The organism is Marinitoga sp. 1155 (assembly GCF_001021175.1).
Taxonomy (GTDB): Bacteria; Thermotogota; Thermotogae; order Petrotogales; family Petrotogaceae; genus Marinitoga.
The window spans coordinates 63,936-88,622 of the sequence record NZ_AZAX01000001.1; the positions used below are offsets into that span (position 1 = coordinate 63,936).

At 27.7% G+C, this 24,687-nt stretch carries 25 protein-coding genes; 4 read left to right on the plus strand and 21 right to left on the minus strand.

Annotated features, from left to right (window positions below; all coding sequences use genetic code 11):
• From X274_RS00310 to X274_RS00410, 21 genes are all read right to left on the minus strand, one after another.
• Positions 1–1,401 (minus strand): complex I subunit 5 family protein, encoded by a 1,401-nt coding sequence (locus tag X274_RS00310; protein WP_047264793.1) that lies wholly within the window; start codon positions 1,399–1,401, stop codon positions 1–3.
• The gene (locus X274_RS00315; RefSeq protein WP_047264794.1) at positions 1,394–1,738 is read right to left on the minus strand and encodes a sodium:proton antiporter; all 345 of its coding nucleotides are present in this window, start codon (positions 1,736–1,738) and stop codon (positions 1,394–1,396) included. Before X274_RS00315 ends, X274_RS00310 begins: the two co-directional genes overlap by 8 nt.
• Positions 1,739–2,488, minus strand: coding sequence for a Na(+)/H(+) antiporter subunit B (locus tag X274_RS00320; protein ID WP_047264967.1), 750 nt, complete (start codon positions 2,486–2,488; stop codon positions 1,739–1,741).
• The gene (locus X274_RS00325) at positions 2,488–2,733 is read right to left on the minus strand and encodes a Na(+)/H(+) antiporter subunit B (protein ID WP_047264795.1); all 246 of its coding nucleotides are present in this window, start codon (positions 2,731–2,733) and stop codon (positions 2,488–2,490) included. Before X274_RS00325 ends, X274_RS00320 begins: the two co-directional genes overlap by 1 nt.
• Positions 2,720–3,061: a monovalent cation/H(+) antiporter subunit G gene (gene mnhG / locus X274_RS00330; protein WP_047264796.1), complete on the minus strand. Its 342-nt coding sequence runs from the start codon at positions 3,059–3,061 to the stop codon at positions 2,720–2,722. Before mnhG ends, X274_RS00325 begins: the two co-directional genes overlap by 14 nt.
• Positions 3,058–3,306, minus strand: a complete 249-nt coding sequence (locus X274_RS00335; RefSeq protein ID WP_047264797.1) for a cation:proton antiporter — start codon at positions 3,304–3,306, stop codon at positions 3,058–3,060. Before X274_RS00335 ends, mnhG begins: the two co-directional genes overlap by 4 nt.
• Positions 3,303–3,788, minus strand: a complete 486-nt coding sequence (locus tag X274_RS00340; protein WP_052913092.1) for a Na+/H+ antiporter subunit E — start codon at positions 3,786–3,788, stop codon at positions 3,303–3,305. The genes X274_RS00335 and X274_RS00340 overlap by 4 nt, the downstream gene beginning before the upstream one ends.
• Before the next feature lie 77 nt (positions 3,789–3,865).
• Positions 3,866–4,177: an ArsR/SmtB family transcription factor gene (locus X274_RS00345; RefSeq protein WP_052913093.1), complete on the minus strand. Its 312-nt coding sequence runs from the start codon at positions 4,175–4,177 to the stop codon at positions 3,866–3,868.
• A gap of 239 nt (positions 4,178–4,416) precedes the next feature.
• Positions 4,417–6,042, minus strand: coding sequence for a putative manganese-dependent inorganic diphosphatase (locus X274_RS00350; RefSeq protein ID WP_047264798.1), 1,626 nt, complete (start codon positions 6,040–6,042; stop codon positions 4,417–4,419).
• Positions 6,043–6,139: 97 nt separating this feature from the next.
• Entirely contained in the window at positions 6,140–6,448 is a 309-nt protein-coding gene (locus X274_RS00355; RefSeq protein ID WP_047264799.1) for a ferritin family protein, read from the minus strand.
• 11 nt (positions 6,449–6,459) lie between these two features.
• On the minus strand, positions 6,460–6,867 hold the full coding sequence (locus X274_RS00360) for a hypothetical protein (protein ID WP_047264800.1): 408 nt from the start codon (positions 6,865–6,867) through the stop codon (positions 6,460–6,462).
• Positions 6,868–7,008: 141 nt separating this feature from the next.
• A complete protein-coding gene (locus tag X274_RS00365; protein ID WP_047264801.1) occupies positions 7,009–7,434 on the minus strand; it encodes a hypothetical protein in 426 nt (141 codons plus the stop codon).
• 74 nt (positions 7,435–7,508) lie between these two features.
• A complete protein-coding gene (locus tag X274_RS00370) occupies positions 7,509–9,242 on the minus strand; it encodes an NADH-dependent [FeFe] hydrogenase, group A6 (RefSeq protein WP_047264802.1) in 1,734 nt (577 codons plus the stop codon).
• Positions 9,243–9,257: 15 nt separating this feature from the next.
• Complete coding sequence (gene nuoF / locus X274_RS00375; protein ID WP_047264803.1) at positions 9,258–11,048, minus strand: NADH-quinone oxidoreductase subunit NuoF; 1,791 nt, start codon at positions 11,046–11,048, stop codon at positions 9,258–9,260.
• Positions 11,049–11,061: 13 nt separating this feature from the next.
• A complete protein-coding gene (locus X274_RS00380) occupies positions 11,062–11,460 on the minus strand; it encodes a (2Fe-2S) ferredoxin domain-containing protein (RefSeq protein ID WP_047264804.1) in 399 nt (132 codons plus the stop codon).
• Between the two features lie 12 nt (positions 11,461–11,472).
• Entirely contained in the window at positions 11,473–11,976 is a 504-nt protein-coding gene (locus tag X274_RS00385) for an NADH-quinone oxidoreductase subunit NuoE family protein (protein WP_047264805.1), read from the minus strand.
• Positions 11,977–12,312: 336 nt separating this feature from the next.
• Entirely contained in the window at positions 12,313–13,380 is a 1,068-nt protein-coding gene (locus X274_RS00390) for a GNAT family N-acetyltransferase (RefSeq protein ID WP_047264806.1), read from the minus strand.
• Positions 13,381–13,405: 25 nt separating this feature from the next.
• On the minus strand, positions 13,406–14,905 hold the full coding sequence (locus tag X274_RS00395; protein WP_047264807.1) for a YifB family Mg chelatase-like AAA ATPase: 1,500 nt from the start codon (positions 14,903–14,905) through the stop codon (positions 13,406–13,408).
• A 29-nt stretch (positions 14,906–14,934) separates the two neighbouring features.
• Entirely contained in the window at positions 14,935–15,966 is a 1,032-nt protein-coding gene (gene ltaE / locus X274_RS00400) for a low-specificity L-threonine aldolase (protein WP_047264808.1), read from the minus strand.
• A 31-nt stretch (positions 15,967–15,997) separates the two neighbouring features.
• The gene (locus X274_RS00405) at positions 15,998–16,495 is read right to left on the minus strand and encodes a transcription repressor NadR (protein ID WP_197073299.1); all 498 of its coding nucleotides are present in this window, start codon (positions 16,493–16,495) and stop codon (positions 15,998–16,000) included.
• A complete protein-coding gene (locus X274_RS00410) occupies positions 16,488–17,078 on the minus strand; it encodes an HD domain-containing protein (RefSeq protein WP_047264810.1) in 591 nt (196 codons plus the stop codon). The genes X274_RS00405 and X274_RS00410 overlap by 8 nt, the downstream gene beginning before the upstream one ends.
• 283 nt (positions 17,079–17,361) lie before the next feature.
• On the opposite strand from X274_RS00410, the gene X274_RS00415 reads away from it, so the two are divergent.
• The 4 genes from X274_RS00415 to X274_RS00430 are packed head-to-tail and all read left to right on the plus strand — an operon-like array spanning position 17,362 to position 24,681.
• Positions 17,362–17,835 (plus strand): UPF0158 family protein, encoded by a 474-nt coding sequence (locus X274_RS00415; RefSeq protein ID WP_047264811.1) that lies wholly within the window; start codon positions 17,362–17,364, stop codon positions 17,833–17,835.
• 13 nt (positions 17,836–17,848) lie between these two features.
• Positions 17,849–21,133, plus strand: a complete 3,285-nt coding sequence (locus X274_RS00420; RefSeq protein ID WP_047264812.1) for a PD-(D/E)XK nuclease family protein — start codon at positions 17,849–17,851, stop codon at positions 21,131–21,133.
• 12 nt (positions 21,134–21,145) lie between these two features.
• On the plus strand, positions 21,146–24,325 hold the full coding sequence (locus tag X274_RS00425) for a UvrD-helicase domain-containing protein (protein WP_047264813.1): 3,180 nt from the start codon (positions 21,146–21,148) through the stop codon (positions 24,323–24,325).
• 44 nt (positions 24,326–24,369) lie between these two features.
• Positions 24,370–24,681, plus strand: a complete 312-nt coding sequence (locus X274_RS00430; protein ID WP_047264814.1) for a hypothetical protein — start codon at positions 24,370–24,372, stop codon at positions 24,679–24,681.
• Positions 24,682–24,687 lie beyond the last annotated feature (6 nt).

Genomic DNA, 24,687 nt, shown 5'->3' on the forward strand with positions numbered 1-24,687 from the left:
TCACATCCCTCCCGGTATATTGGAAAGGTAATTGCTTATACCCTGTGTTATAAATTCTGGATTGAAACTAATGTAAATTATGAATAATCCAACTGCAATCGCTAAAGCAGCATAAGCAAATGAATTTTCCAAAGAAAGTTTTGTTGTATATACATCTTTTGATTCTTTTCCTTCTTCTCCTGGATTCCATAATTTAACTAACATTCTAATGAAATAAATACCTTCAATTAAACTTGCAAATAAGATTAATGCAGGAATCCAGAAATTATTTAATTTGAATAGATTTGTTAATGTAAATATTTTTACATAAAAACCATAGAATAATGGCAATCCAACCAAAGAAAGTGCTGCTATTGAAAAACCTAATCCTATTAATTTATGTTTTTTGAATAATCCCTGCAGTTTTTCAATATTATCAGTACCAGTGTATACATACATTGCACCAGCAATTGTAAACATTAATAATTTAGCAAAAGCATTATTTGCAACCTGCATCATTGCTCCACCAGTAATACCTGTTAAGAACAATGTTGTTATTAACCCGGCTTGTCCTATACTAGAAAATGCGAGAATACTTCTTATATTTTTTTGTGAAAAAGCTGCAATTTCTCCAAATACAAAAGTTAACGCTGTAATTGTTAGTAATAATGTTTTCAATGTTCCATCTACTACAAATATATTTGTAAACATTCTTCCAAACATCATAATAGCAGCTGTTGCATATGCAGAAGCAAAAATTCCACCATTTAAATCATTAACATTTCCATATACCATTTTTACCCATCCGTTGAACGGCATTATTTTAGTTTCTACTGCAAATCCAGCAAATATAAATGTTACTGCTAATAATAATACGTTACTATTTACAAAGCTAATTTTTGAAGCCATATCAGCCATGTTTAATGTTCCAGTCGTTGCATAAAGAATAATAATTCCCAATAAATAAAGATTTGAACCAAGAGCTCCTAAAATTATGTAGTTAAAGGTTCCTTTAAAACTTTTTGTCATCGTTGACATTATATATGCTGAAATTGATGCAATTTCTAAAAATACGAATAAATTAAACAAATCTCCAGTTAACATCATTCCATTTAACGAAGCCAGTGAAACCAATAATACAGTTGAATATTTTTTTACTGAAGCTAATGATGTAATAACAGATAAGGCAAAAGCAATATTTAATATCATTAATCCAAATATCGAATATTGATCAACAACAAGATTTATACCAAATGGAGGTTTCCAACCACCAATGATAATATTACCTTCCTGAATAACAAGAGCTCCAAAAACATTAAATGCAACTGCAGCTAATAAAAGAGTTTTATCAGCTTTTTTGAAAATAACAGATAAAAAGGCAAATAGTAATGGGATTACTATTAATAAAACAGGATTAATCATTGCTTTCACTCCCCATCTCGTCCAATTCTAATGTTTCATATTTTTCATAAATTTTTCTTACAACTGTTAGTGCTAACGCTGTAACTCCAACACCTATAACAATAGCTGTAAGAACAAGAGCTTGAGGTAAAGGATCAACAAACAAATTATTATTTGTTTTTACACCATTAAATAGAATAGGAGCAATTCCATCTTTAACATATCCAATAGATATAATAAATAAATTTACTCCAACTTCCAAAACATTTAATGCCACAACAATTTTAATTAAGTTCTTTTGAGTTAAAAGACCATATATACCTATTAATATTAAACCTATAAATAAATATTGTATCATTTATTTCCCCTCCTCTGAGAGAAAATCTGAGATCAAGTTTGAAAGCTCAGATCCTACTTTTAATCCCACAAAAATGTAAATAATTGGAACTATACCTGCGCTGAATAATTCTCCGACTGTACCTGTAGGTAAGAAATTGTATAAGAAATATCCACCCAATGATATTCCTAAAAGACCGAATATTAAATATAAACTTCCAGCTGTTCCTTCTAGTACTTTAAATGCTTTTACTTTTGTTTTAAATTCATCATCAGATATGTAGAACAATAATACTGCCGAAGCAATCATAGAACCACCTGGAAATCCTCCACCTGGAGTTAAATGACCATGAATGAATATATAAACACCTGTTATTAAAATGATTCCTGAAATTATTCTTACTGCAGCTTTTAAAATAAAGTTTGGTGGTGTTTTAAATTTCATTCTTGTGTTACCGCTTAATAACAATCCAACACCTAAAGCAGAAACAAATAACACTGTAACTTCACCTAATGTATCAAATGACCTGTAATTTACAACAATTGAAGTTACCATATTAGCCGAACCGCTTTCTGCATCTTTTGTTTCCTTAAATTTTATTTCACCTGAATTTTCACTAACATTTTTATTTACAAAACTATTTGATACTCTTTCAGTTAAATTTACTTCACCAAATTTTGGAAATAATTTACCTTCACCTGTTGAATAAAGATTTGTAAAAATAAAAATTCCTAAAACCAATACTATTAATGCAGCAATAACCTTTTTCATCATTTTTTATCACCAACCTTTTTTATAGAAAAAAGGGTAAATATGAATATAGCTGTTACTAAACCTGAACCTATTACTGCCTCTGTAATAGCAACATCTGGAGCTTTCATAAATATAAAAGATACTACTGATAACATACTTAATATTGATAAATAAATTACAGAGTTAATTATTTTTTTTGATTCTATAGCTAAAAAAGCAAAAATTAATAATGTAATACCTACTAAAATTTCAATTATTTGCATTTTTATCACCTCTACTTTTGTAGAGTTCATCTAAATCATTTTTTATTAATTTAAATGGTTTTGCGCCATAAATATAAGAAGCCTTAGCTAAAACAGAACTACCAACTGGATTAGTAATTGTTAAAAAAACTACGATTAATAATGTTTTTATAAACCATTGTGGTTGGGCAATTCCAACACCTAAAACTAAAGAAAATGTTCCTAACGTAGTAGCTTTAGTTGCTGCTTGAAGCCTGTTATAAACATCAGGCATTCTGTATAACCCTAAGCCACCCAAAACATAAAAAAGAGCACCTATTATCATAAATACATATCCAATTATAGTCATTTTTTCCCCTCCAAATAACGGGCGATAATAACAGTTTCAAGAAAAGATAATGCCCCATAAACTAAAGCAATATCAAGATATAATTCACTCTTGAAAATATAGGATAAAAACACAATAGAACCTGTTATTATAACGTTTAATGTATCAACAGCAACAACCCTATCTGGTGTTGTGGGGCCCTGAATTAATCTTAAAATAGAGAAAAATGCACCAATAGCAATTAAAATTCCTATTAAACTATTCATTTATAAATCCCTCCCAAAATTTTCTCAAATTTTCCTGAGACATATTTTTGATATTCTTCGGGAGATTCGCCTTTAACATCGATCCAATGAATATAAATATAATCTTTATCAGCATCAACCGAAAGAGTACCTGGAGTTAATGTAATAGAATTTGCCAGCGTTAATTTTCCAACATTACCTTTCAATTTAGTTGGTACCTTCACGAATCCTGGATTTAATGGTAAAGATGGATTCAATACTCTTGCAGCAACATCAAAATTCGCTTTTATCATTTCCATAATAAAAACAGGAACATAGATAAAAACAAATACGAATAATTTTGGTACAATGGAAAAATTAAAAGAGTAATCAACTATGTTTGCTATAATTCCAGATAATACCAGAGAAACTAATAAACCCGTAAGAATTTCTGGAAGCGAAAATCCTGTTAAGGCTATCCAGATTATCCACAGGGTTAAAAAAGTTGAAATATACTTTTTCAAAATACTCCCTCCTTTTTAAAATTTGTGAAAAAAATCTTTAAATTTGATAAATTATTTTTGTTCACAAAATAGCCAAATTATGCTTTCTTTATTATATTATTAGCTTCTTTAAGTTCTTGTGAAATTATTCTTTTTACATCGGATAAAAGTTCCAAAACCAAAGTATGTTTTAATTTACAAAAAACTATATTTCCTTTTTTTTCTTTTGAAATAATTCCTGACTCTTCCAGAATTTTAAGGTGTTGAGAAATACTTGATTGACTAGTTTGAAGTTTTTCGCTAATTTCTAAAACAGATAATTTTTTTACATTCAAAAGTTTGATTATCCTTAGCCTTACAGGGTGAGATAGAGATTTAAAAATATTAGAAATTAATTTACATTCGTCCAATAATATCATCTCCCGTATAAAAATTAAAAGAAAAAGAATATTAGAAAATTCTAATATTATTATAATACAAAAAAACTTATTATAAAAATAAAGATTATCGAATATAAATAACAATAATCCAATATAAAACATATTATCTAGCTATAATCAAGAAAAAATGAAAAGAGCGCAAAAAGCGCTCTTTAATGGTTTTTTTACAATACTTTAAATACAGATAATTTTTATCTGTATTGTTTTTGTTATAAATTCCTGAAAATTAAAGGCATGACTTGCTTTTTTCTTGATACTATTCCATTTAAAAAAGCTATTTTATTATCGAATTTAATTTTAAATATTTTTTCCGCTAATTTGTATTGTCCTGCGGAAAAAATATAAGACCCTTCTTTAAGCACATCTGTTAATAAAAATAAAAATAAAACATAGTTTTTTTCTTTTGCATATTTTTCCATTGATTTAAGAATTTTTTCTTTTTCTAAAAGAATTTGATGGGGATCTATAACTTCAATTTGAGATACTGCAATTTTACCTCTTGATATTCGTGTTTCTTTTAAATCTAGGGTTAAAATATCTTTTTCCGAAAAACCTTTTAAATTTGTTTTAGCTTTATACATATTGATTCCATATTCAATTGGATCTATATTTAACATCTTAGAAATTTCTTCAACTGTTTGTTTATCTTCATATGTTGTAGTAGGAGATTTTAATATCATAGTATCTGATAATATGGCAGATAACATTAAACCGGCAATTTCAGATGGAGGGGAAATTTTATTTTTTTTATATAAGTCCCATATTATCGTATTGGTACTACCTACAGGTCTAATATGGGCAGTAATTGGAAGACCTGTTTCCAATCCTCCTAATCTATGATGATCTATAATTTCTAAAATTTCTGCTTCTTTTATTCCTTCTACAGTTTGAGATTTTTCTGAATGATCAACAAGAATTACCTTTTTATTTTTGGGTTTAATTAAATCATGTCTTGTTATTATTCCTTTTACTGTATCCTCATTATCTATAACTATCGCAACACCTTTTTTATCCTGCATCAATTCTTCTTCAAAATCTTGTAGCAATTCGTCTGGAAGTACTGTAAGCGGGTTTTTTTCCATTATTCTCTCAACATGAGTACTTAATCTTAATAATCTTCCTGTAATATATGTGGGATGAGGTGAAACAACAATTGGAGTATTTTGTTTTTTTGCCAGTTCAACTATATCTGAATCTGGAAAAAAATTTCCTGTTATTATCAAACAGCTTACTTTTTTTTCAAGAGCAATTTTTTGTACATCTTTTCTATTTCCTGTAATCAATACATCATCTTTTTTTACATAACGTTGTACTTCTTCAGCTGTCATTGCACCAATTGTTGGACACCCTTTTAATTTTTTATTTTCATCTCCAGTAATTAATTTTCCATTCATTGTTTTTATAATATCCTTTACTTTTGGAGGATTTTTTTCAAGTGTGAAATTTTGTATTTCATGTAAAAAATTTTTTGCTAATTCTCTTTCTGTTAAAAGTCCAATTAGTTTATTTTCTTTATCAACAATTGGAATACTTTTTATCTGATTATCAAGCATTTTATTTCCAACTTCATAAATAGTAGATTCCTTATAGGCTGATATAACCTCCTTTATCATAACATCTTTTGCCTGTATATATACATGTTTTAAGATTTTTGGTGGTTCAACATTAAAAAAATTCAAGACATATTTGCTTTCCGGATTAAGATTTCCAAGTCTATAAGGTATATATATATATTTATTATCGATCTTATTTTTTAAATAAGCGTAAGAAATAGAAGCAACAATACTATCTGTATCAGGTTTTTTATGTCCTATAACATATATATTTTCTTTCATTGTATCCCTCCGAATTATTAAAAATAACGAAGATATTATAACATAAACAATTATATTTTCAAATAATAAACCGGTATCTTAAGATACCGGTTTATTATTATTTTGATTTAAACTTTTCAATTTCCTCTTCTACTTCTTTAGCACCCTCATTATAAAATTTTTCTTCTTCAGGATCCAACTCTTTTAATAATCTTAAAAATTCTCCTGCATGAACTCTTTCTTCATTAGCGATATCAACCAATACTTCTTTTGCTAATTCATTATTTGTAGACTCAGCTAATTGCATATATAATTGTATTGCTTCATATTCTGCAGCAACCATATAGCGAATAGCTCTGACTAATTCTTCATCCGTTAATTTTCTACCACTTTTTAATCCTGAAAATGGATTTGCAAATTCCGGCATATTTCCCCCCCTTAATCATTTTCACCAAAAAGAATGGTGATAATTGCATTATTCGTTAAATTAATATGTTTTATTGCATCTGGTGTGTTATTTAATAATGATTCTAAATCATTTTTATCAATATTATTATTGGCATCTGTATATACCTTTAAAATATAATTTCCTTCAAGAAGATTTTCTATTTTGAAGTAATCGTTTTTTGGTTCTTGATCATTAGCAATATCATAACCTTTTATTTTATTACTTGAATCTAAAGCAAGTATTACAAATTCTCCACTCCACGGATGTAATTGACCATCTCCCCAATCATCTTTAAAATACCCTTCAATATAATATGTTTTTTCATTGTTTAAATCCATGCAACCATAAAGCAAAAATACTAAGAAAAAAATACCTATAAAAAAAAATGCTTTTTTCATTCTATCCCTCCTTAAATTCAAAAAAAAATGAAACATATATTAATATTATATCTCAGATTTCAAGCTAAGTCAACTTTTGAAACTTTTTTCTAAAAAGCAAAATAAAAAAGATGGCAAAAGCCATCTTAGAATATATTAATCTTAAAATATATCAATTATTAATAAATATAAATTTTTTATTTGGTGATGATTTTTAATATTTTCAAATATTTTATAATTATCAATATGTTCAAAATCATTGCCATCATGAAATACCAGTTTCCATTCTTCAGGATAAGCATATTTCCCGTTTTCAAATCTTTTTAAATTATCTTTTAATTGATTTAAAATATAATCATCTTCAGGAACTTTTCCTTCAAATCTTTTTATCATATTTTCTGACGCTTCTTTTAAACTTTTATACATAGAAATTAAATCATTTACTGTGTCTTCGAATAATTTTTTTTCATTTAAATAGTTAATACATGAAGAAACATTATGATTTCCATATCTTCTTGCATATTTTGAAGCTAAATTGTAAGCTTCTTCTTCATTATTTGCAATTAATATCAATCCATATGTATACATTTTGCACCTCCTAAATACAATAGAAAATTTAAATTTTTATAATAAAAGCGGGGAAAATCCCCGCTTTTATTATATCATAACCATTCTCTTTCAAAATATTCAGTATGTAATAAATGATGTGCTTTTTCACTATTTGGTTTTCCTAAAAATTCGTCATAAATTTTCTTTATAGAAGGATTTTCATGTGATTTTCTTATAGGTTTATCCTTATCTATTTTGTTAATAGCTTCAATTCTTCTTTTTATAACATTGAAATCTCCGTGATGATAAGGTTGTCCTCCACCTCCAACACAACCACCAGGACATGCCATTACTTCAATCAAATGAACCTCGACTTTTCCTTCCCTTATATCTTCCAACAATTTCCTTACATTTCCTAAGCCATGTGCAACACCAACTCTAATTATCTTTCCTTTAATATCGATTTCTGCAATTCTTACACCTTCGTAACCTCTCAATCCAACAAAGTCTACATCTTTTAATTCTTCACCTGTAATAAATTCATAAGCTGTTCTTAAAGCAGCTTCTGCAACACCACCAGTTCTACCAAAGATATCAGCTGCACCGGTTGATTCACCTAAAGGATTATCATATTCGCCATCTGGTAAATTATTAAAGTTTATACCTGATTCCCTGATCATATCTGCTAATTCTCTTGTAGTTATTACAAAATCAACATCCTGATATCCTGAATCTCTTAATTCATCTCTATTTGCTTCATATTTTTTAGCCAAACATGGCATTATTGATACTACAACAATATCTTCTGGATTGATTCCTGCTTTTTGGGCATAATATGTTTTTGCAACTGCTCCAAACATCTGTTGAGGAGATTTAGCGGTTGATGGCATTTCCAATAATTCAGGGAATTGATGTTCTAAAAATTTAACCCAACCAGGACAACAGCTTGTTAACATTGGCATGTATCCGCCATTTTCTAATCTTTGAATAAATTCAGTAGCTTCTTCCATTATTGTTAAATCAGCAGAAAAATTAGTGTCAAATACTTTATCAAAACCTAAAACTCTTAAAGCAGAAACTAATTTTCCAGTAGATATTGTACCTGGTTCATGACCAAATTCCTCAGCAATAGCAACTCTAACTGCTGGGGCTGTTTGAACAACAACATGTTTCTTTGGATCTTCTAAAACATCCCATACCTGATCAATATATGATCTTTCAACTAAAGCACCTGTCGGACATACGGCTACACATTGACCGCAGAATGTACAAGCAGTATTTTCGAGATTCCAGTCAAAGGTTGGTTTAACAACAGCATCAAAACCTCTGTTTACAGCAGATAGAACGCCGACAGTCTGGAATTCATTACACATAGTTTCACATCGTCTACACATTACACATTTATTTGGATCTCTGATTATTGCTGCTGAAATATCCTTTTTATGTAAAGACATTTTACCCATATATGGATTATTATGAATATTTAATTCAGCTGCTAAATCCTGTAATTCACATTCGCCATTTTTTGGACATTTTAAACAGTCTTGTGGATGGTCAGATAATAATAGTTGAAGTGCAGTTCTTCTTGCTTGTATAGCTCTCCTTGAATGAGTTTTTACAATCATACCTTCTGCAACTGGAGTAGCACATGCTGGAGCTAAATTTCGTCTTCCTTCTACTTCAACCATACATACCCTACATGAAGCAGGTTTGTTTTCAATTCCTATATCATCTAATTTCATATAACATAATGTCGGAACATATCCACCAACAGATTTAACAGCATCTAAAACTGTATAATTTTCAGGTACTTCAACTTCCTTACAATTTATAGTAATTTTTGGCATATTTTTTCCTCCTTCCTATATCTTTTCTATAGCGCCAAATCTACATGTTGCATAACAAGCGCCACATTTGATACATTTTTCCTGATCTATTTCATGAGGATTTTTAATAGACCCACTAATAGCTTCAACAGGACAAACTCTTGCACAAGCAGTACAACCGACACATTTTTCTTTATCTATAACATATGTAATTAAGTTTTTACATACACCAGCTGGACAGGTTTTATCAAGAACATGAGCTTCATATTCATCTTTAAAGTAATGAAGTGTTGATAAAATTGGATTTGGTGATGTTTGTCCTAAACCGCAAAGGGCAGAATCTTTAATTGTTTCTCCAAGAATTCTCATTCTTTCAAGATCTTCCATAGTAGCTCTTCCAGATGTGATTTTATCTAATACTTCTAATAATCTGACATTTCCAATTCTACATGGAGTACATTTTCCACATGATTCTTCCACTGAAAATTCTAGATAAAATTTTGCAACATCAGGCATACATGTATTTTCGTCCATAACAATCATTCCGCCTGATCCCATCATTGAGCCTAATGCTGTTAATGTATCAAAATCTATAGGCGTATCTAAATATGCTGCTGGAATACATCCTCCTGATGGCCCACCAGTTTGAACAGCTTTAAACTTTTTATTTTCTCTAATTCCACCACCTATATCAAATATAACTTCTCTTAAAGTAGTTCCCATAGGAACTTCTACAAGTCCAACATTATTTATTTTACCAGCTAATGCAAATACTTTAGTTCCTGGAGATTTTTCTGTACCTAAACTTCTAAACCATTTTGCCCCTTTTAATAATATTGGAGCTATATTGGCAAATGTTTCAACATTATTTATAATTGTAGGTTTTCCCCATAATCCTTTATTTGCAGGAAAAGGAGGTTTTGTTCTTGGTTCTCCTCTATATCCTTCAATAGAAGCTAATAAAGCTGTTTCTTCTCCACAAACAAAAGCTCCAGCCCCAAGTCTTATTTCTAAATCAAATGAAAAGTTTGTCCCAAATATATTTTCTCCTAATAATCCATAGTCTTTTGCCTGCTTTATAGCATTTTCTAATCGTTTAACAGCTAACGGATATTCAGCTCTTATATAAACATATCCCTGATTGGCGCCTATAGCATAAGCTGCAATAGCCATACCTTCGATAACTGAATGCGGATCTCCTTCAAGAACGGATCTATCCATAAATGCTCCAGGATCCCCTTCGTCGGCATTACATACAACATATTTAATATCTCCTTTAGCTTTTTGAGCAAATCCCCATTTCAAACCTGTCGGAAATCCGCCGCCGCCTCTACCTCTTAATCCTGATTCTCTAACTTCTTCAACAACTTTTTCAGGTGACATAGATAAAGCTTTAGCCAATGCCTGATATCCATCATTAGCTATATATTCATCTATATCATCAGGATCGATTAATCCTGCATTTCTTAAAGCAACTCTTATTTGTTTTTTATAAAATGGCATTTTCTTTGATTCATCTATTCTTTCATGTTCTGTTGGTTCAACATATAATAATCTTTCAACCTTTCTACCTTTTATAATATGTTCATTTACTAATTCTTCAGCATCTTCTGGGGTAACTCTTACATAGAAAGTATTATCAGGTAAAAATTTCACTATTGGTCCCTGTTCACAGAATCCAAAACATCCAGTTCTAACTATTTGAACATCATTTTCCAAGCCTTTTTCTTTAACTAATTTTTCTAAATTATCTTTTATTAACTCACTTTTGGAAGAGGTACAGCCTGTACCACCACATATCAAAACGTGATATTTATATGATGACATTTTTATTCCCTCCTTATTCATTAATTGATTTGTGAGTTTCCCCTATGATTGAGTCCTGCAATAATTCACCATTTAAAATATGTTTTTCTATCAATTCTTTAGCTCTATCACCAGTAATTTTTCCATATAATATAGGTTCTTTTCCTGGTTCGTTAACTTCTACTGTAGGTTCAGCATGACAGTATCCCATACATCCTGTCTGTATAACTCTTATATTATCCAAATTTTTTTCTTCAATAGTTTCAAGTAATTTTTCAAATGTTGTTTTAGCTCCTGCTGCAATTCCACATGTTCCCATTGCAACTTTAAGAGTTATAATGTCATCTTTATCAGCTATTTTTCTTAAAGATAATTTACTTTTAGCTTCTTCTTTTTGCTTTAATAAATCTTCTAAGCTTTTTATTTTTGGCATAGGATCCCCTCCTTATTTATCTCTATTTCTATATTCCTTTATTAATCTTTTTACATCTTTTGTTGTTAATCTTCCATGAACCTCATCACCAATCATTACTACTGGAGCTAGTCCACACGCGCCTACACACCTAACTGCATGGATACTAAATATACCATCTTCTGTGGTTTCATTTTCTATTATGCCAAGTTGTTTTTTAAACTCTTCAAGAATGTCACCCGAACCTCTAACATAACATGCAGTACCTAAGCATACATTAATAGGATATTTGCCTTTTGGTTTCATACTGAAAAAATTATAAAATGTTACAACACCATATACATCAGATGCGTGAACATCCAGTTTTTTTGCTATTATTTTTTGAATTTCAATCGGAAGATAACCAATTATTTCCTGAGCTTTGTGCAAAACATGAATTAAATAACTTCTTTTTGTTACTTTATCTTTGTTCTCGAGGTTTAATGAATCAATATATTCTTCTACTTCTCTAAATTTGTTCTCAAGTTCTACAGACATTGCATTCCCTCCTCGTTATGGATTTATTCTTATATACAAAAATTATATATATTAAATAAATAGATATTTTTTTCACAAATTATATAAAATATTCAATTTAGACAAATATTATCCAAATAAGATATTTTTTTCACAATTTCACAAAAAGAAAAACAAAAAAATTTAATGAAGAAATCTTCACATAGATTATATAATATTATGATTTAATTTGATATGTGAAATATAACGGATAGGAAAAGAAAGGATTAATTTTGTGTAAAAAAAGCTCAACTATACTACTTTTAATTTAATAAAAGATTAATATAAAACATTAAAAATATAAATAATTCACAAACTTTAAAACAAAAAAATTGGTTCTGTTATATAACCCATCATTATAATATCGAAATATTTAGAATCAATATAAACAGCTTCTTTACGTCGTCCTTCTTCAATAAAACCTAATTTTTTATATAAAGATATAGCTTTTATGTTATTTGAAAAAACTTCTAATTCGAGTCTATGTATATCGGGATTTTCTATACACCATGTTATATGATTGTTAATTAATGTTGTGGCTATACCCATATTTCTAAAACTTTCAAGTACACTAATTCCTAATTTAGCAGTTTTTTTTAATCTTTGTCTTTGAATATTCCAATAAATATCAGCATTACCTATTATTTTATCAGTAAATTTTGTAACTAATATTCTCAATCCAAACAATTTTTTTGATAAGCTGATGATTTCCTCAAAGTCTTTAACTGTTTTATTAAATTCGTTCAGTTGAGTTGCCAGTGTAGTTGAATTTGAAAAAACTTTTTCATAAAAATTAATTATTTTTTTTGAATCATTTTTTTGAGGATTTGTAATATAGATACCATGCGAATTTAATTTATAAATATAAAAATTTCTTATATCAATAGTGTTTTTGTTTGATAATAAAATTTTAAAATTTTTTTGATTAGAATATACGTTTATAACGTATGAGTTATTGACAAAGTAAGAAATATCTTTTAAAGTTTGAGTAATTAAATTTATATTTTCATTTTCAAAAAAAACAAAATCTACAACATTGTTTTTTAATATGTAAAATGCCAGAATCTTATTATATTCCTTTAAATAGCGGATTTTATATCCATTTTTATAAAAATTTACCAAATCCCATATAGTAAATGGAATTAAGGATTTTTTTGATAATTTTAAAATTGAATATATAAGACTATTATCTGGAAAAAAATTTTTGAAAGTTTTTTCTTTGCTTTTTTCATTTTCTATTTCTAAAACATATAAAGTTCCTATATTATTCATATAATAAAAATCACTTTCTACTTCGGAAAAGAAGTAAACATCTCTTTTAGGTATTTTAATTATGGAATCGAGTATCTCTATAAATTCTAATTTATCTTTTATTTTGAAAAACATATCTCCATATGAATTTTTATAAATTTTAATCCCCCCTGAATTGAAAGGCCTCTGCTATATCTTCAATTTTTATTTTATTGCTTCCTTTCAAATCGGCTATTGTTCGAGCAACCTTTAATATTCTATTAATTCCTCTACCGGTCATTTTAAATTTTTTCGCGCCAGTTTTTAAAAAACTTTCAACACTTTCATCGAGCTTAATAATTTTTTTTACTTCCTTTTGGGTAAGTTTTCCATTTAGTTTTCCCTGTCTTTTTATTTGTATATAACTTGCTTTTCTTACTCTTTCGCGTATAGTTGCTGAACTTTCTTCATTTATATTGCTGAAAATATCATCTATTTTAACACGTTCGATCTTTATTCTGATATCGATTCTATCATAAACTGGACCTGATATTTTTCTATTATAATTATTAATTTGGTTTAATGTGCATGTGCATTCGTGCTCTGGGTCACCATAATATCCACAAGGACATGGATTTTGTGCTGCGATTAACATAAATTTTGCGGGATATGTAGCAATTAATTTTGCTCTGGAAATCGTAACAATTCCATCTTCCATAGGTTGTCTGAGAGCTTCAATTACATCAGTTCTGAATTCAGGAAATTCATCTAAGAATAAAACACCATTATTTGCCAGGCTAACCTCTCCGGGTTTTGAATCGGCACCACCACCAATTATTGAAACAGCAGATGCAGAATGGTGTGGAGAGCGGAAAGGACGTTTTTTTATTACCTTATTTAGATAACCATATATAGAATAGATTTTTGTTGATTCTATTATTTCATCTTTTGTCATTTCAGGTAAAATAGTAGGAATTCTTCGTGCAATCATTGTTTTACCAGATCCTGGGCTTCCCTTCATTAATAAGTTATGAAATCCAGCTGCGGCTATTTCAGCTCCTCTTTTTGCAAAAAATTGCCCTTTTATTTCTGAAAAATCAAGTTGTTCATCATTCTTTTCATAATATGTATTTTTAGGAGAAGCTTTATAATTTTCAGATTTTTCTGGATCGAATATATGAATTATATCAGTTAATTTATTAATTATATAAACTGTATTTTTTTCTATAAACAAAGATTCTTCTTCATTTTCTTTTGGAATTATAAACCGGGCATTTTTATTTTTATGGGATATATCCAGTAACAATAATGTTATTCCTGGTATTCCTCTGATTTCACCGTTTAACCCAATTTCACCAAATATATAATAATTATCAATATTAAAATTTAATTGTTTTGAAGCCAATAATATAGATATCGCTATTGGCAAATCAAAATGTGTTCCGTGTTTTTTAATATTACTTGGTGCAAGATTTACGGTTACATTCCCGTTTGGGAATTTAAATCCTGAATTTCTTATAGCACTATATACTCTTTTTTGACTTTCTAAAATTGCTGTATTTGGCATGCCGACTATCTTAAAGATTTGTTGTGTTGCTTTTGAATTTATATCAACTTCCACAATAATAGGTTTTACTTCAAAACCTGAAACATATGCGCTATTCACTTTTGAGTATTTCACCCCATATCCCCCTTATACAAAAACTATAGTTATTTACTATGATAAAAATATTTTTCTATATTTTTTATTGTTTTATCGATATCCTCTTTTTTTATCCAGTAATGAGTAACAAACCTGTATATGTTTTCTTCTGGTGGATTTATTTTTATACCATTGTCTTTCATATATAATATAAACTCATTATCATTAAAATTCTTATTTATTTTAAAAAACACCATATTAATATCAACATCTTCGACAATATCAATAAAACCAAGTTTAGAAAGTTTATGAGCCAAATATTTAGCCTTTTCATGGTCTTCATTTAATCTAAAACGCATTTTATTTAAAGCAATTATTCCTGCAGCTGCTAATATTCCTGCCTGTCTTAGTCCACCGCCCATAATTTTTCTATTTCTTTTAGCATTTTTTATAAAATCATAACTTCCAACAAGTAAAGAGCCAACAGGAGCGCACAACCCCTTTGAAAGGCAGATGTTAATAGAATCTGCATATGAAGCTATTTTTTGCGGTTCAACGTTTAATGATATAGCAGCATTGAATAATCTTGCACCATCTAAATGTATAGGAATATTATATTTATCAGCTATTGTTTTTATTTTTTCGAAATTTTCTAACTGTATGGCTCTTCCATTAGAATGAGCATTTTCTAATGCAATTAATCCGGTTTTAGGAAAATGTATATCTTCAACCTTTCTTATACTTCTTTCTATTTCTTCTGGAGGAAGCATGCCTTTATTTGATTTAATTGTACGTAATTGAACACCTGCGATGATTGCAGCAGCTCCAGCTTCATGTTGAACAATATGACAATCGTCACCTAATATTACCTCATCACCTTTATTACAATGTGTGAATAAAGCTAATTGATTTCCAAATGTTCCACTTGGAACAAAAAGAGCTGCTTCTTTTCCTAATATATCAGCCGCCAATTCCTCTAACTTTTTTATGGTCGGATCTTCTTCATAAACATCGTCTCCAACTTCAGCCTCACACATAGCTTTCCTCATTTCTTCGGTAGGTAATGTGACAGTATCGCTTCTCAAATCAATAAAATCCATAATTCCACTCCTTTTTATTAAGTGCAAATAACTAAAAATCAAGTATTAAATATTTATTAATGGCTTTTTTTATTTTTTCGAAACTCTTTTCATCTTTGACCTCAATTGTATGAATATGAACGCCATCTGATAATTCCAATAATGGTGTTGCTTGTGTGGTTTTTAATAAACTCATAAATCTTATAATATCTTCTTCGTTTTTTACATCGATTCTTCCTTTAATTTCACCATAAAGAGGGTGTTCAACAATAACATCTATAATCTTTCCTCCTGCCTGTACAATAGCAAATAGTTCATTTTCAATTTCATCTGTTGAATGCTTTACAGCTATCATCTTTCTAATTCCTACTTCTTTTTCCAGAATATATCCATCTCTTGTAGCAATAATTTTATGTCCATCTGATTTTAATCTGGATATATATTGTATAATCATCTGACGGCTTATACCAATTTTTTCTGCTAATATTTTGCCTTTTACAGGATTTTCTGAATTCTCTAAAATTTTTAAAATCCTTTGTTTTTTATCCATCATCCACCTCATAAACATATAATAATTCTTTTTGTAAACCTTTTATAAATGTTTCAACAATTTTGGATTTTTCTTCTGCCAATATTTTAGCGGTTTTTGTATTCATTAAATGTTTGAGTTTAAGTATTTTTTCGTAAAAGTGTTCGATTCTTTCTTTTAAATCTCCGCCATTTTTATGCATGAAAACTCTTGTTATTCCTACGTATCCTAAAGCATCTAATCTATCAGCATCTTGTATAATTTTTGCTTCTAATGTTTCTGGAATATTTTTCTTTCTAAATCTGTGATGTTCTATACAATATGAAACTTTTCTATATTTTGGATACTTAATTTTTCTTAAAAAAATTTCAGCTCTTCTTGCACCCTCGAGCGCATGATCTTCTATTTTTCCGGATAATTCATCGTTTCTTGCTATATCATGAAGTAAAGCTGAAATAATAACAACTTCTATATCGGCATTTTCGTTTTTTGCTATAAATTCAGCATTTTTTGTAACTCTTAGTATATGACCTAAATCGTGTGTAGAATCAAAATTTTCATTTATAACATAATCATACACAAGATTAATAAAATTCTTTTTCATAGTTTCCCACCTTTTTTAGCTTTGATTTAGTATAACATTTTTTTGTATTTTTTGTCAATATATTGAATATACGATATGATATAATAAAGATAAATTGAGAAAATAGATAAAAATTCACTAAAGATATTATAGGGGGTATTTAAGTTAGGAAAAAGAATAATATGATAAGGAGTGAATTTAATTTAGAGAGAGTCATTCCAGGAAAAAAGCAAAAAATAAATCAAAGGAAAGAAAAGATTTGAATTTGCACAATTTAAAAATACTATGAAAGGGGGGAGAAACTATGAAAGTTAATATAAAAGAACTTGTAGAAGAAATGGATGCGCAATTCTCAGAAACAACCAAATATTATAACAAAAAAACAGGTGAATTTGTTACGATTGAAAACGACTTTCTTTCAAAAGCTGAGTATGATGATTATGATTATATCTATTCAAAAGCTCAAGATTGGGAAAAAGAAGAGTTGAAATTAGCAGATGCTATATTAACTTATCCAGAAATCTATATTCCAATACCCTCGCAATATGATATTTATGAATATAAGATTATGAGAAACTTTTCTATTTATATGGTTGATGATGAAACTTCTGAAATTTTATTAAATGCACTTAATGGTAGAGGAGCGTTTAGATTTTTTAAATATGAAATCTCCAGGCTTGGTTTAAGAGATAAGTATTATGAATACAAAATGGAAAAATTGAAAGAAATTGCTATAGAGTGGTGTGAAGAACATGGATTAGAATATTATGAGGAATAGCAGGAGGAATAATATGAAAAAAATAGAGATTATTGATATAAAACGTAATCATTTTGAAGAGTTAGGGGAAATTATTCTTCCCTATTATAAAAAAGACCCGATGAATTTTTTGTTTATAGGTCCATCTGGTGATTATGTAAAGCAAATTGCTGAAAGTGTTGCGAGGAAAGTTGATAAAACTATTAATAGAGATGCTTTTAGGGTTATAAATCAATATGCTGTTGAAATATTTAGAAAATATGAACCTTCATCCCTGTTTATAGACAGGGATTTTTTAAAATCATATATAGCAAAAGAAATGGAAGATTTAATAGAAAAAGAAAAAAATAATCCACAATTCAAAAATTATGTAAAAACCCTTTCAAAATCAAAACGCTCAATTGATTATCTCCTTGAAATTTTTGAAAGAAAATGGGAGATTTCAAGAATAGACGATGAAAATATTATTTCTTCAAATGAATTATATTCAGAAATAGATAAAGATGTAGATGGTGATAGCAATCTGTATAAGCTATATAAGCATCTTGAAGAAAAGCTGGAAGAAATACTCAATACAAAATTCGACAATTCTAAAAGTATAGATAAAAATTATGACCAGATTAGTATATATAAATGGTTCTATAATGAACTGCCTAAACTTGAAAAAACCTTGGGAAATACATTGTTCATAAGCGGTTTTTTTGATATACCACCTATTTTGACTAAAGTATTAAAAACAATGTTTAATATGTTTGACAATGTTATATTTTTTGCTTGGAATCCGATAGATGAAGAATCATTCAAAAGTCTTGAAAGAATATTATACTTTTTAAAAAATGAAGGTTTTGAAATAAATTATCATAAATCAGAATTAAAAGAATTATTCAAAGGTATATACATACAAAAAACAGTATTTAAAAATACTGTATTAGAAATAGAAAATGTAGCAAAAGAAATAAAAAGAAAAATAATATATGAAAATAATCAACCTCAGGATTTTGGAATAATTGTTCCTGATACACAAACTGCGAATGCATTTGCTGAATTTTTTGAAGAATTAAACGTTCCATATAGATTGAAAAATGATATTCCATTATCAGAAAGCGTTATAGTTTCAAAATTATTATTACCATTAAAGGCGAAATACTCAGGATATGAAGTAGAAGATTTGCTTGCATTAATAGAAGCAGGATACGGAGGAGAACGTTCGTTATCAATTGATGAAATTGAATCGTTATTAAAAGCTATTAATCTCTATTATGACTATCCAAAGTCTACGCTTAAATCAAGAAAGGAAAAGTGGTTAAATACAATTTCAAAATATCTAAAAGAGATAAAAGCAGAATTAAATATATCTGATGAAAAGGAAAGATTAGAAAAACAGGAAGAACAATTTAACGAATTATTGGAGTTAATGCACACACTTTTTAACCTGTTAGAGAAAATAGATATAAATGATTTTGAAATTACATATTACAGAGAACTTTTAAATATCTGGATAAATGAAAGAATTATAAACATAAAAAATATAGAAAAAGTGGAAAGTGAATTAAATGCATTATATAAATTTCATGAATTATTACTCACTCTTGAAAAAAATCTGAGTCGTTTAATAGACGGTGAAATTAAGCTTTCCAAATTTTATAACATACTTTCCAGTTTAATAGAAACGGAAAAATTTAGAATTTCTGAAAGATATTCAAATACAGTAGAAATATTCACATTAAATGATTCAAGATTTGTACATAAAAAATACAAGATATTTGTATCTTTTACTGACAGAAATTATCCATCAATCGCTGTAAATCCGTTATTATCACAAATCACACAAACAAATAATTATTCAAAAATTTCCGAATTGCAATTCAGAGAAAACCTTTATATTTCCATGCTTTTTTCTGATAATGTAATATTTACCTATCCAAAAGCGACATTATCAGGAGAAGAAATACTCTCTTCTCCATATGAAAAAGATTTTGAAAAATTATTTAAGGTTAAAGATTGGGATTTAAAAATAAAAGGTGAAGAAATTATTCCCGTAGACACATATGAAATTTTTTCTTTAGAACAGGCTGCATTATACTTTGCATATAATAATTTAAAATCTGATATAAAAGAGATAAATAGTGTAATTACAGAAATAGAAGATTTAAAAGTAAAAAGAGATAATTATAACTGGATGTTGAATGATGAAATAAATACTGGCGATATTAGCCATAATAAGATTTCAACATATGTAGACTGTCCATTTAAATATTATCTGAAATATATAGCAAATATAAAAGGTAATAAAGATTTTTCCATTTTCTATACAGGAAACTTAAAACATCGTATAATGAAAAGATTATTCGATAAATATCCGGCATATAATTCTATTTTTAGTCTTATTCAGAATGAGAAAATGTTATATAACGAAATAAAAGAAATTGCTATGGAAGAATGGGATAATTCCGGCGTAGAAGAATTAAGATCATATAAAATAGTAAAGGAAATAGAAATAGAAGATATAGCCAGTGAGATGGTTATAGTTGTGAAAAAATTAGTTGAGTCATATATATTCTTTGGTAGTAGTAGAGTCAAAAATAACCAGGATAAAAAAACAATATTATACAATAAAGTTTTGAAAAGCGAATATTCGGTTTCCGGAAGATATAAAGATTATAATTTTTTTGCTCGTATTGATAGGATAGATTTGCTTGAGGAAGATATAAGGTTTGGCATGGATAAAAAGAAAGAAGAATTAAAACCTGTGGAAAAAATAGAAAAAGAAGCATTATCTATAATAGATTATAAAAATAGCAAAAGTTTTCAAAGTGAACAATTGTTGTTTTACTATTATATATTATTAAATAATCCAGATTGGAAATCAAAAATAAAAGGAAAATCCATATTTTTAAGTTTTCTTCCAATGAAGGAAAAAGAACTGGGGAAAAAAGATAGCTTAAAATGGATGAAAATTGAAGATAACAATATATATATAAAATATCCCGGTAATTCAACGTCATATAGTAAAACTCCTCTAAAAGAATTTGAAAAATGGTTTGATGATGTAATAAAAGCTATTAAAAGTGCAGAGTTTTATCCTGCATTCATTGATGATAAAAATAAATTAAAATATAGATTCTTAGATTATTTAAGGATGAAAGAATATAATGTTCAAAACTCCAGTGAGAAATATTATACATGTGATGGTGGATATAATTCAAATGGTAAAGATAATAAATGTGAATATTATAGATTATGTAGTGTTTTAGGCTGGGGAAAATATATTAACCTAAAAACAAGAGAACATGTAAAATCTAAAAAGAACTCTAAATAATGAGGTGAAAAAATGTCTAAAATTTTAAATATAGATAAAATGAAAAAAAATGTTGATAAGAATTATTTTATTTCTGCTTCTGCCGGAACAGGAAAAACATACACAATAACTCAATATTATATAGCTATACTGGAAAAATACGAAAAGGAAAATAATCCGGATATTGTTCAGAATATTCTTGCAGTAACATTTACCAACAAAGCGGCGGGGGAAATGAAAGAAAGAATCCTCGAAGAAGTAGAAAAAAAATTAAACATAGAAGAAAACTATAAATACTGGCGTGAAATAAAAACAAACCTAAATCGCTCATGGATAATGACAATAGATAGTTTTTGTTCGAGAATATTAAAAGAAAATAATATCGCAATAGGAGTAGATCCGAATTTCACTATAATTAATGAATTAAAGATGAATATAGAAATTGAAAAATCGGTATATAACACATTAAAAATATTATTTACCATCTATGAAAATATTATGGATAATAAAAGACTTGATATAGATGAAATTACATTTTTTATTTCTCCAGAAAGACGTGAAACAGTAAAAATAATAATAAATGAAATTCTTCAAGACAAAAAGCGATTTATAATAGCTTTGAAATATATATTAAAGGAATTAAAACTTGATACATTTAAAAAAGTACTTTTAGATACATTAAAAAATTGGAGAACAGAAATGAAAATGAGTTCAATCCCGACATTCGAATTGCCAAATCCTGATTTTAATAAAGTATTATGGTTGTTTAAAAATGCTGTATTAATTGCTCAGGAAATATATAATCTATATACAGCAGATCAATTTCAATATGATTTTAAAGGTATACTTGGCAAAACATTGGAAGTTTTAGAAGATAAAAGGATAAAGGTTAAATATCAAAATAAATTCAAATATATTATCGTTGATGAATATCAGGACACGAACTTCCTTCAAAAAGCATTATTTGATAATATTCATACAGAAGAAAATTATATATTCTATGTTGGTGACAGGAAGCAATCAATATATAGATTCAGAGGAGCAGATGTCTCTGTTTTTGCTGTTACAGAAAATGATTTTGATGAAAATAGTAAATTTCAATTAAGGATTAATAGACGTTCGAATTCAGAAATAGTAGAATTTGCAAATGAATTTTCTGAAAAGATATTATTTAGTGAAGAAACTATAAAAAGTTATGAAAGTGTAAAAAGAGTGTATAACGATGTATATAATAATCTTTTATTTAGTAATAATAAGGATTTTTCCGAATATGAAAAAAAAGACGAAAATGATATTATTCCATCCATTTCGAAGAACAAAAATGATAAGCACAGAATAAAATATGTAATAAACACAGAAGACGAATATGAAACAATTGCGAAAACAGTGCAATCATTAATTGGTAAAAAAATGAAATTCAGAAAAAGAGAAAATGGGAAAATTATATTTGAAAAAAGAGAAATAAAATACAACGATATAGCTATATTATTAAGGGAATTAAAAAATTCAGAAGAGAAAATCAGAAAGGCATTTAAAAAGTACAATATACCGTTTTATATAATTGGAAGTAAATCATTTTATGATAAAACAGAGGTTCAAACTGTATTTTCCGCATTAAATGCTATTCAAAATCCAAATAATGACTTGAATTTAAGTGGTTATATAATGTCTTTAATGGGTGGTATGACTTTTGAGAGATTAAATGAATTTATAAAAATAAAAAATGCAAAAAAATATAATTCATTATACAAAACTATACAGGAAAATAAAGATAAACTTTTAGAAAGTGAAAAAAGAGCGTTTGAAGTACTGGAAAAATATGTGGAGTTAAAATATTATTTAAAGCCAACACAAATATTAAAAGGTGTTATAACAGAAAATAATTACCTTTCAAAATTAACATTATATACAGATTCCTACTATGCTATAGCAAATGTAAAAAAATTGATTGATGAAGCAGAACAATATAACACACTTGCAATATCTTTTGCTGAATTGATGAGACTCTTAAAAAAATCATCAGAAATCTCAGAAAGTGAAGCTGCTATCCTTGATGAAAAAGAAAATGTTGTAAAAGTATTGACTATTCACAAATCAAAAGGTCTTGAATTTCCTATTGTAATACTTGGTGGATTAGGAGGAAAAATAAATTTGAATTCAAGTGAGGAAACTGGAGAAAAAGTAAATACTTCTGACGAAAAAACAGAATTTTCCTTACCAAAAGATAATGTGAGATATTTTGTCCTAAAAAAGCTATTCTTAAAAACAGTAAAAAATGCTGATATACCTTTAACAGATAAAGAAAAAATAAATATTGAACTTGGAAAAGAATTTCCTAAAATGTTCGATATAAATAAATTTCTTGAAGACACTGAAATTTTAAGATTAATGTATGTTGCAATAACAAGACCAAAAGAAATGTTAATACCTATAATCGCTGCTACTAAAGATAAAAAAGATAATAATGAAATAAAAAATATTTCGGATTTATTCATGAAATTGCCATATAAAACAAGAGATATAATTATGGCAGAAGAGCTTGACATTAGTGAAATAGAGATTTCGCACAATGAAAAACAGGAAAAAGAAATAAAAATAGAAAAAAAGCAATTAAAAAATCTTATGGATTTTGCATATAAAAAATACATAGCGCCAACGTATATTATAAATGAATTAAAAAAAGAAGAAATTGCAGACGACCTAACAGAAGAAGGTTATATAAAAATTGAAACGGATGATTTACTGTCAAATGAAGATAAATTATTAAAAGGTTCAGAATTACATAATTTAATGGAGAGTATAAACAACTTTAATCAAATACAATATTTAATAAAAAATGGAGATTTGCCAGAAGCATTAAATAATGATACAATAAAAAGATTATTTTCCATTAAAAGATTTAAAACAGAATGGAGATTGGTAAAAAGATTGGAAATTGAAAATAAAGAATATATGATCTTTGGAGTACCTGATAGAGTTATTTTTGATGAAAAAAACAACATAGAAGTGTTGGATTATAAATATTCTGAATTAAATAATTTAGAAAAAATAGAAGATTATAAATTTCAATTACAATTTTATATGTATCTCTTAAAAGATTTTGGAAATCCCAAAAAAGGATATATTATAAGTCTAAAAAATGGGAATATAATTGAAGTTGAATATGATAAAAATTTTGAAAAAGAATTAAAAAAACAAATAAGCATGTTATAATTAAGAGTGTATGTTTACAAATCTATACTCTATGGGTGATTTATATGAATATACTTGAAGAAATCTTATTTAATTACCCACAGGAAAATGTTGATTTTGGAACAATAAAAAAAGATTTTAAAAATTATACAGGAAAAGAGTTAAATGAAAACAAAATGCTAAATCTAAAAATTTTAAAAGAATATAATAAAAACCATTTTCTCACTATTGGTGGTGCATTGTTAATTGGAAAAAATGATGTTGAAAAAATTTTGAATGTAAGAGAAAGAAGAGCACGTAGTATTTTAAAAGACTATGTGGAAAAAGGATACCTTAAAAGATATGGAAAAGGTAGAAATACTTATTATAAGCTTTAAAAAGGA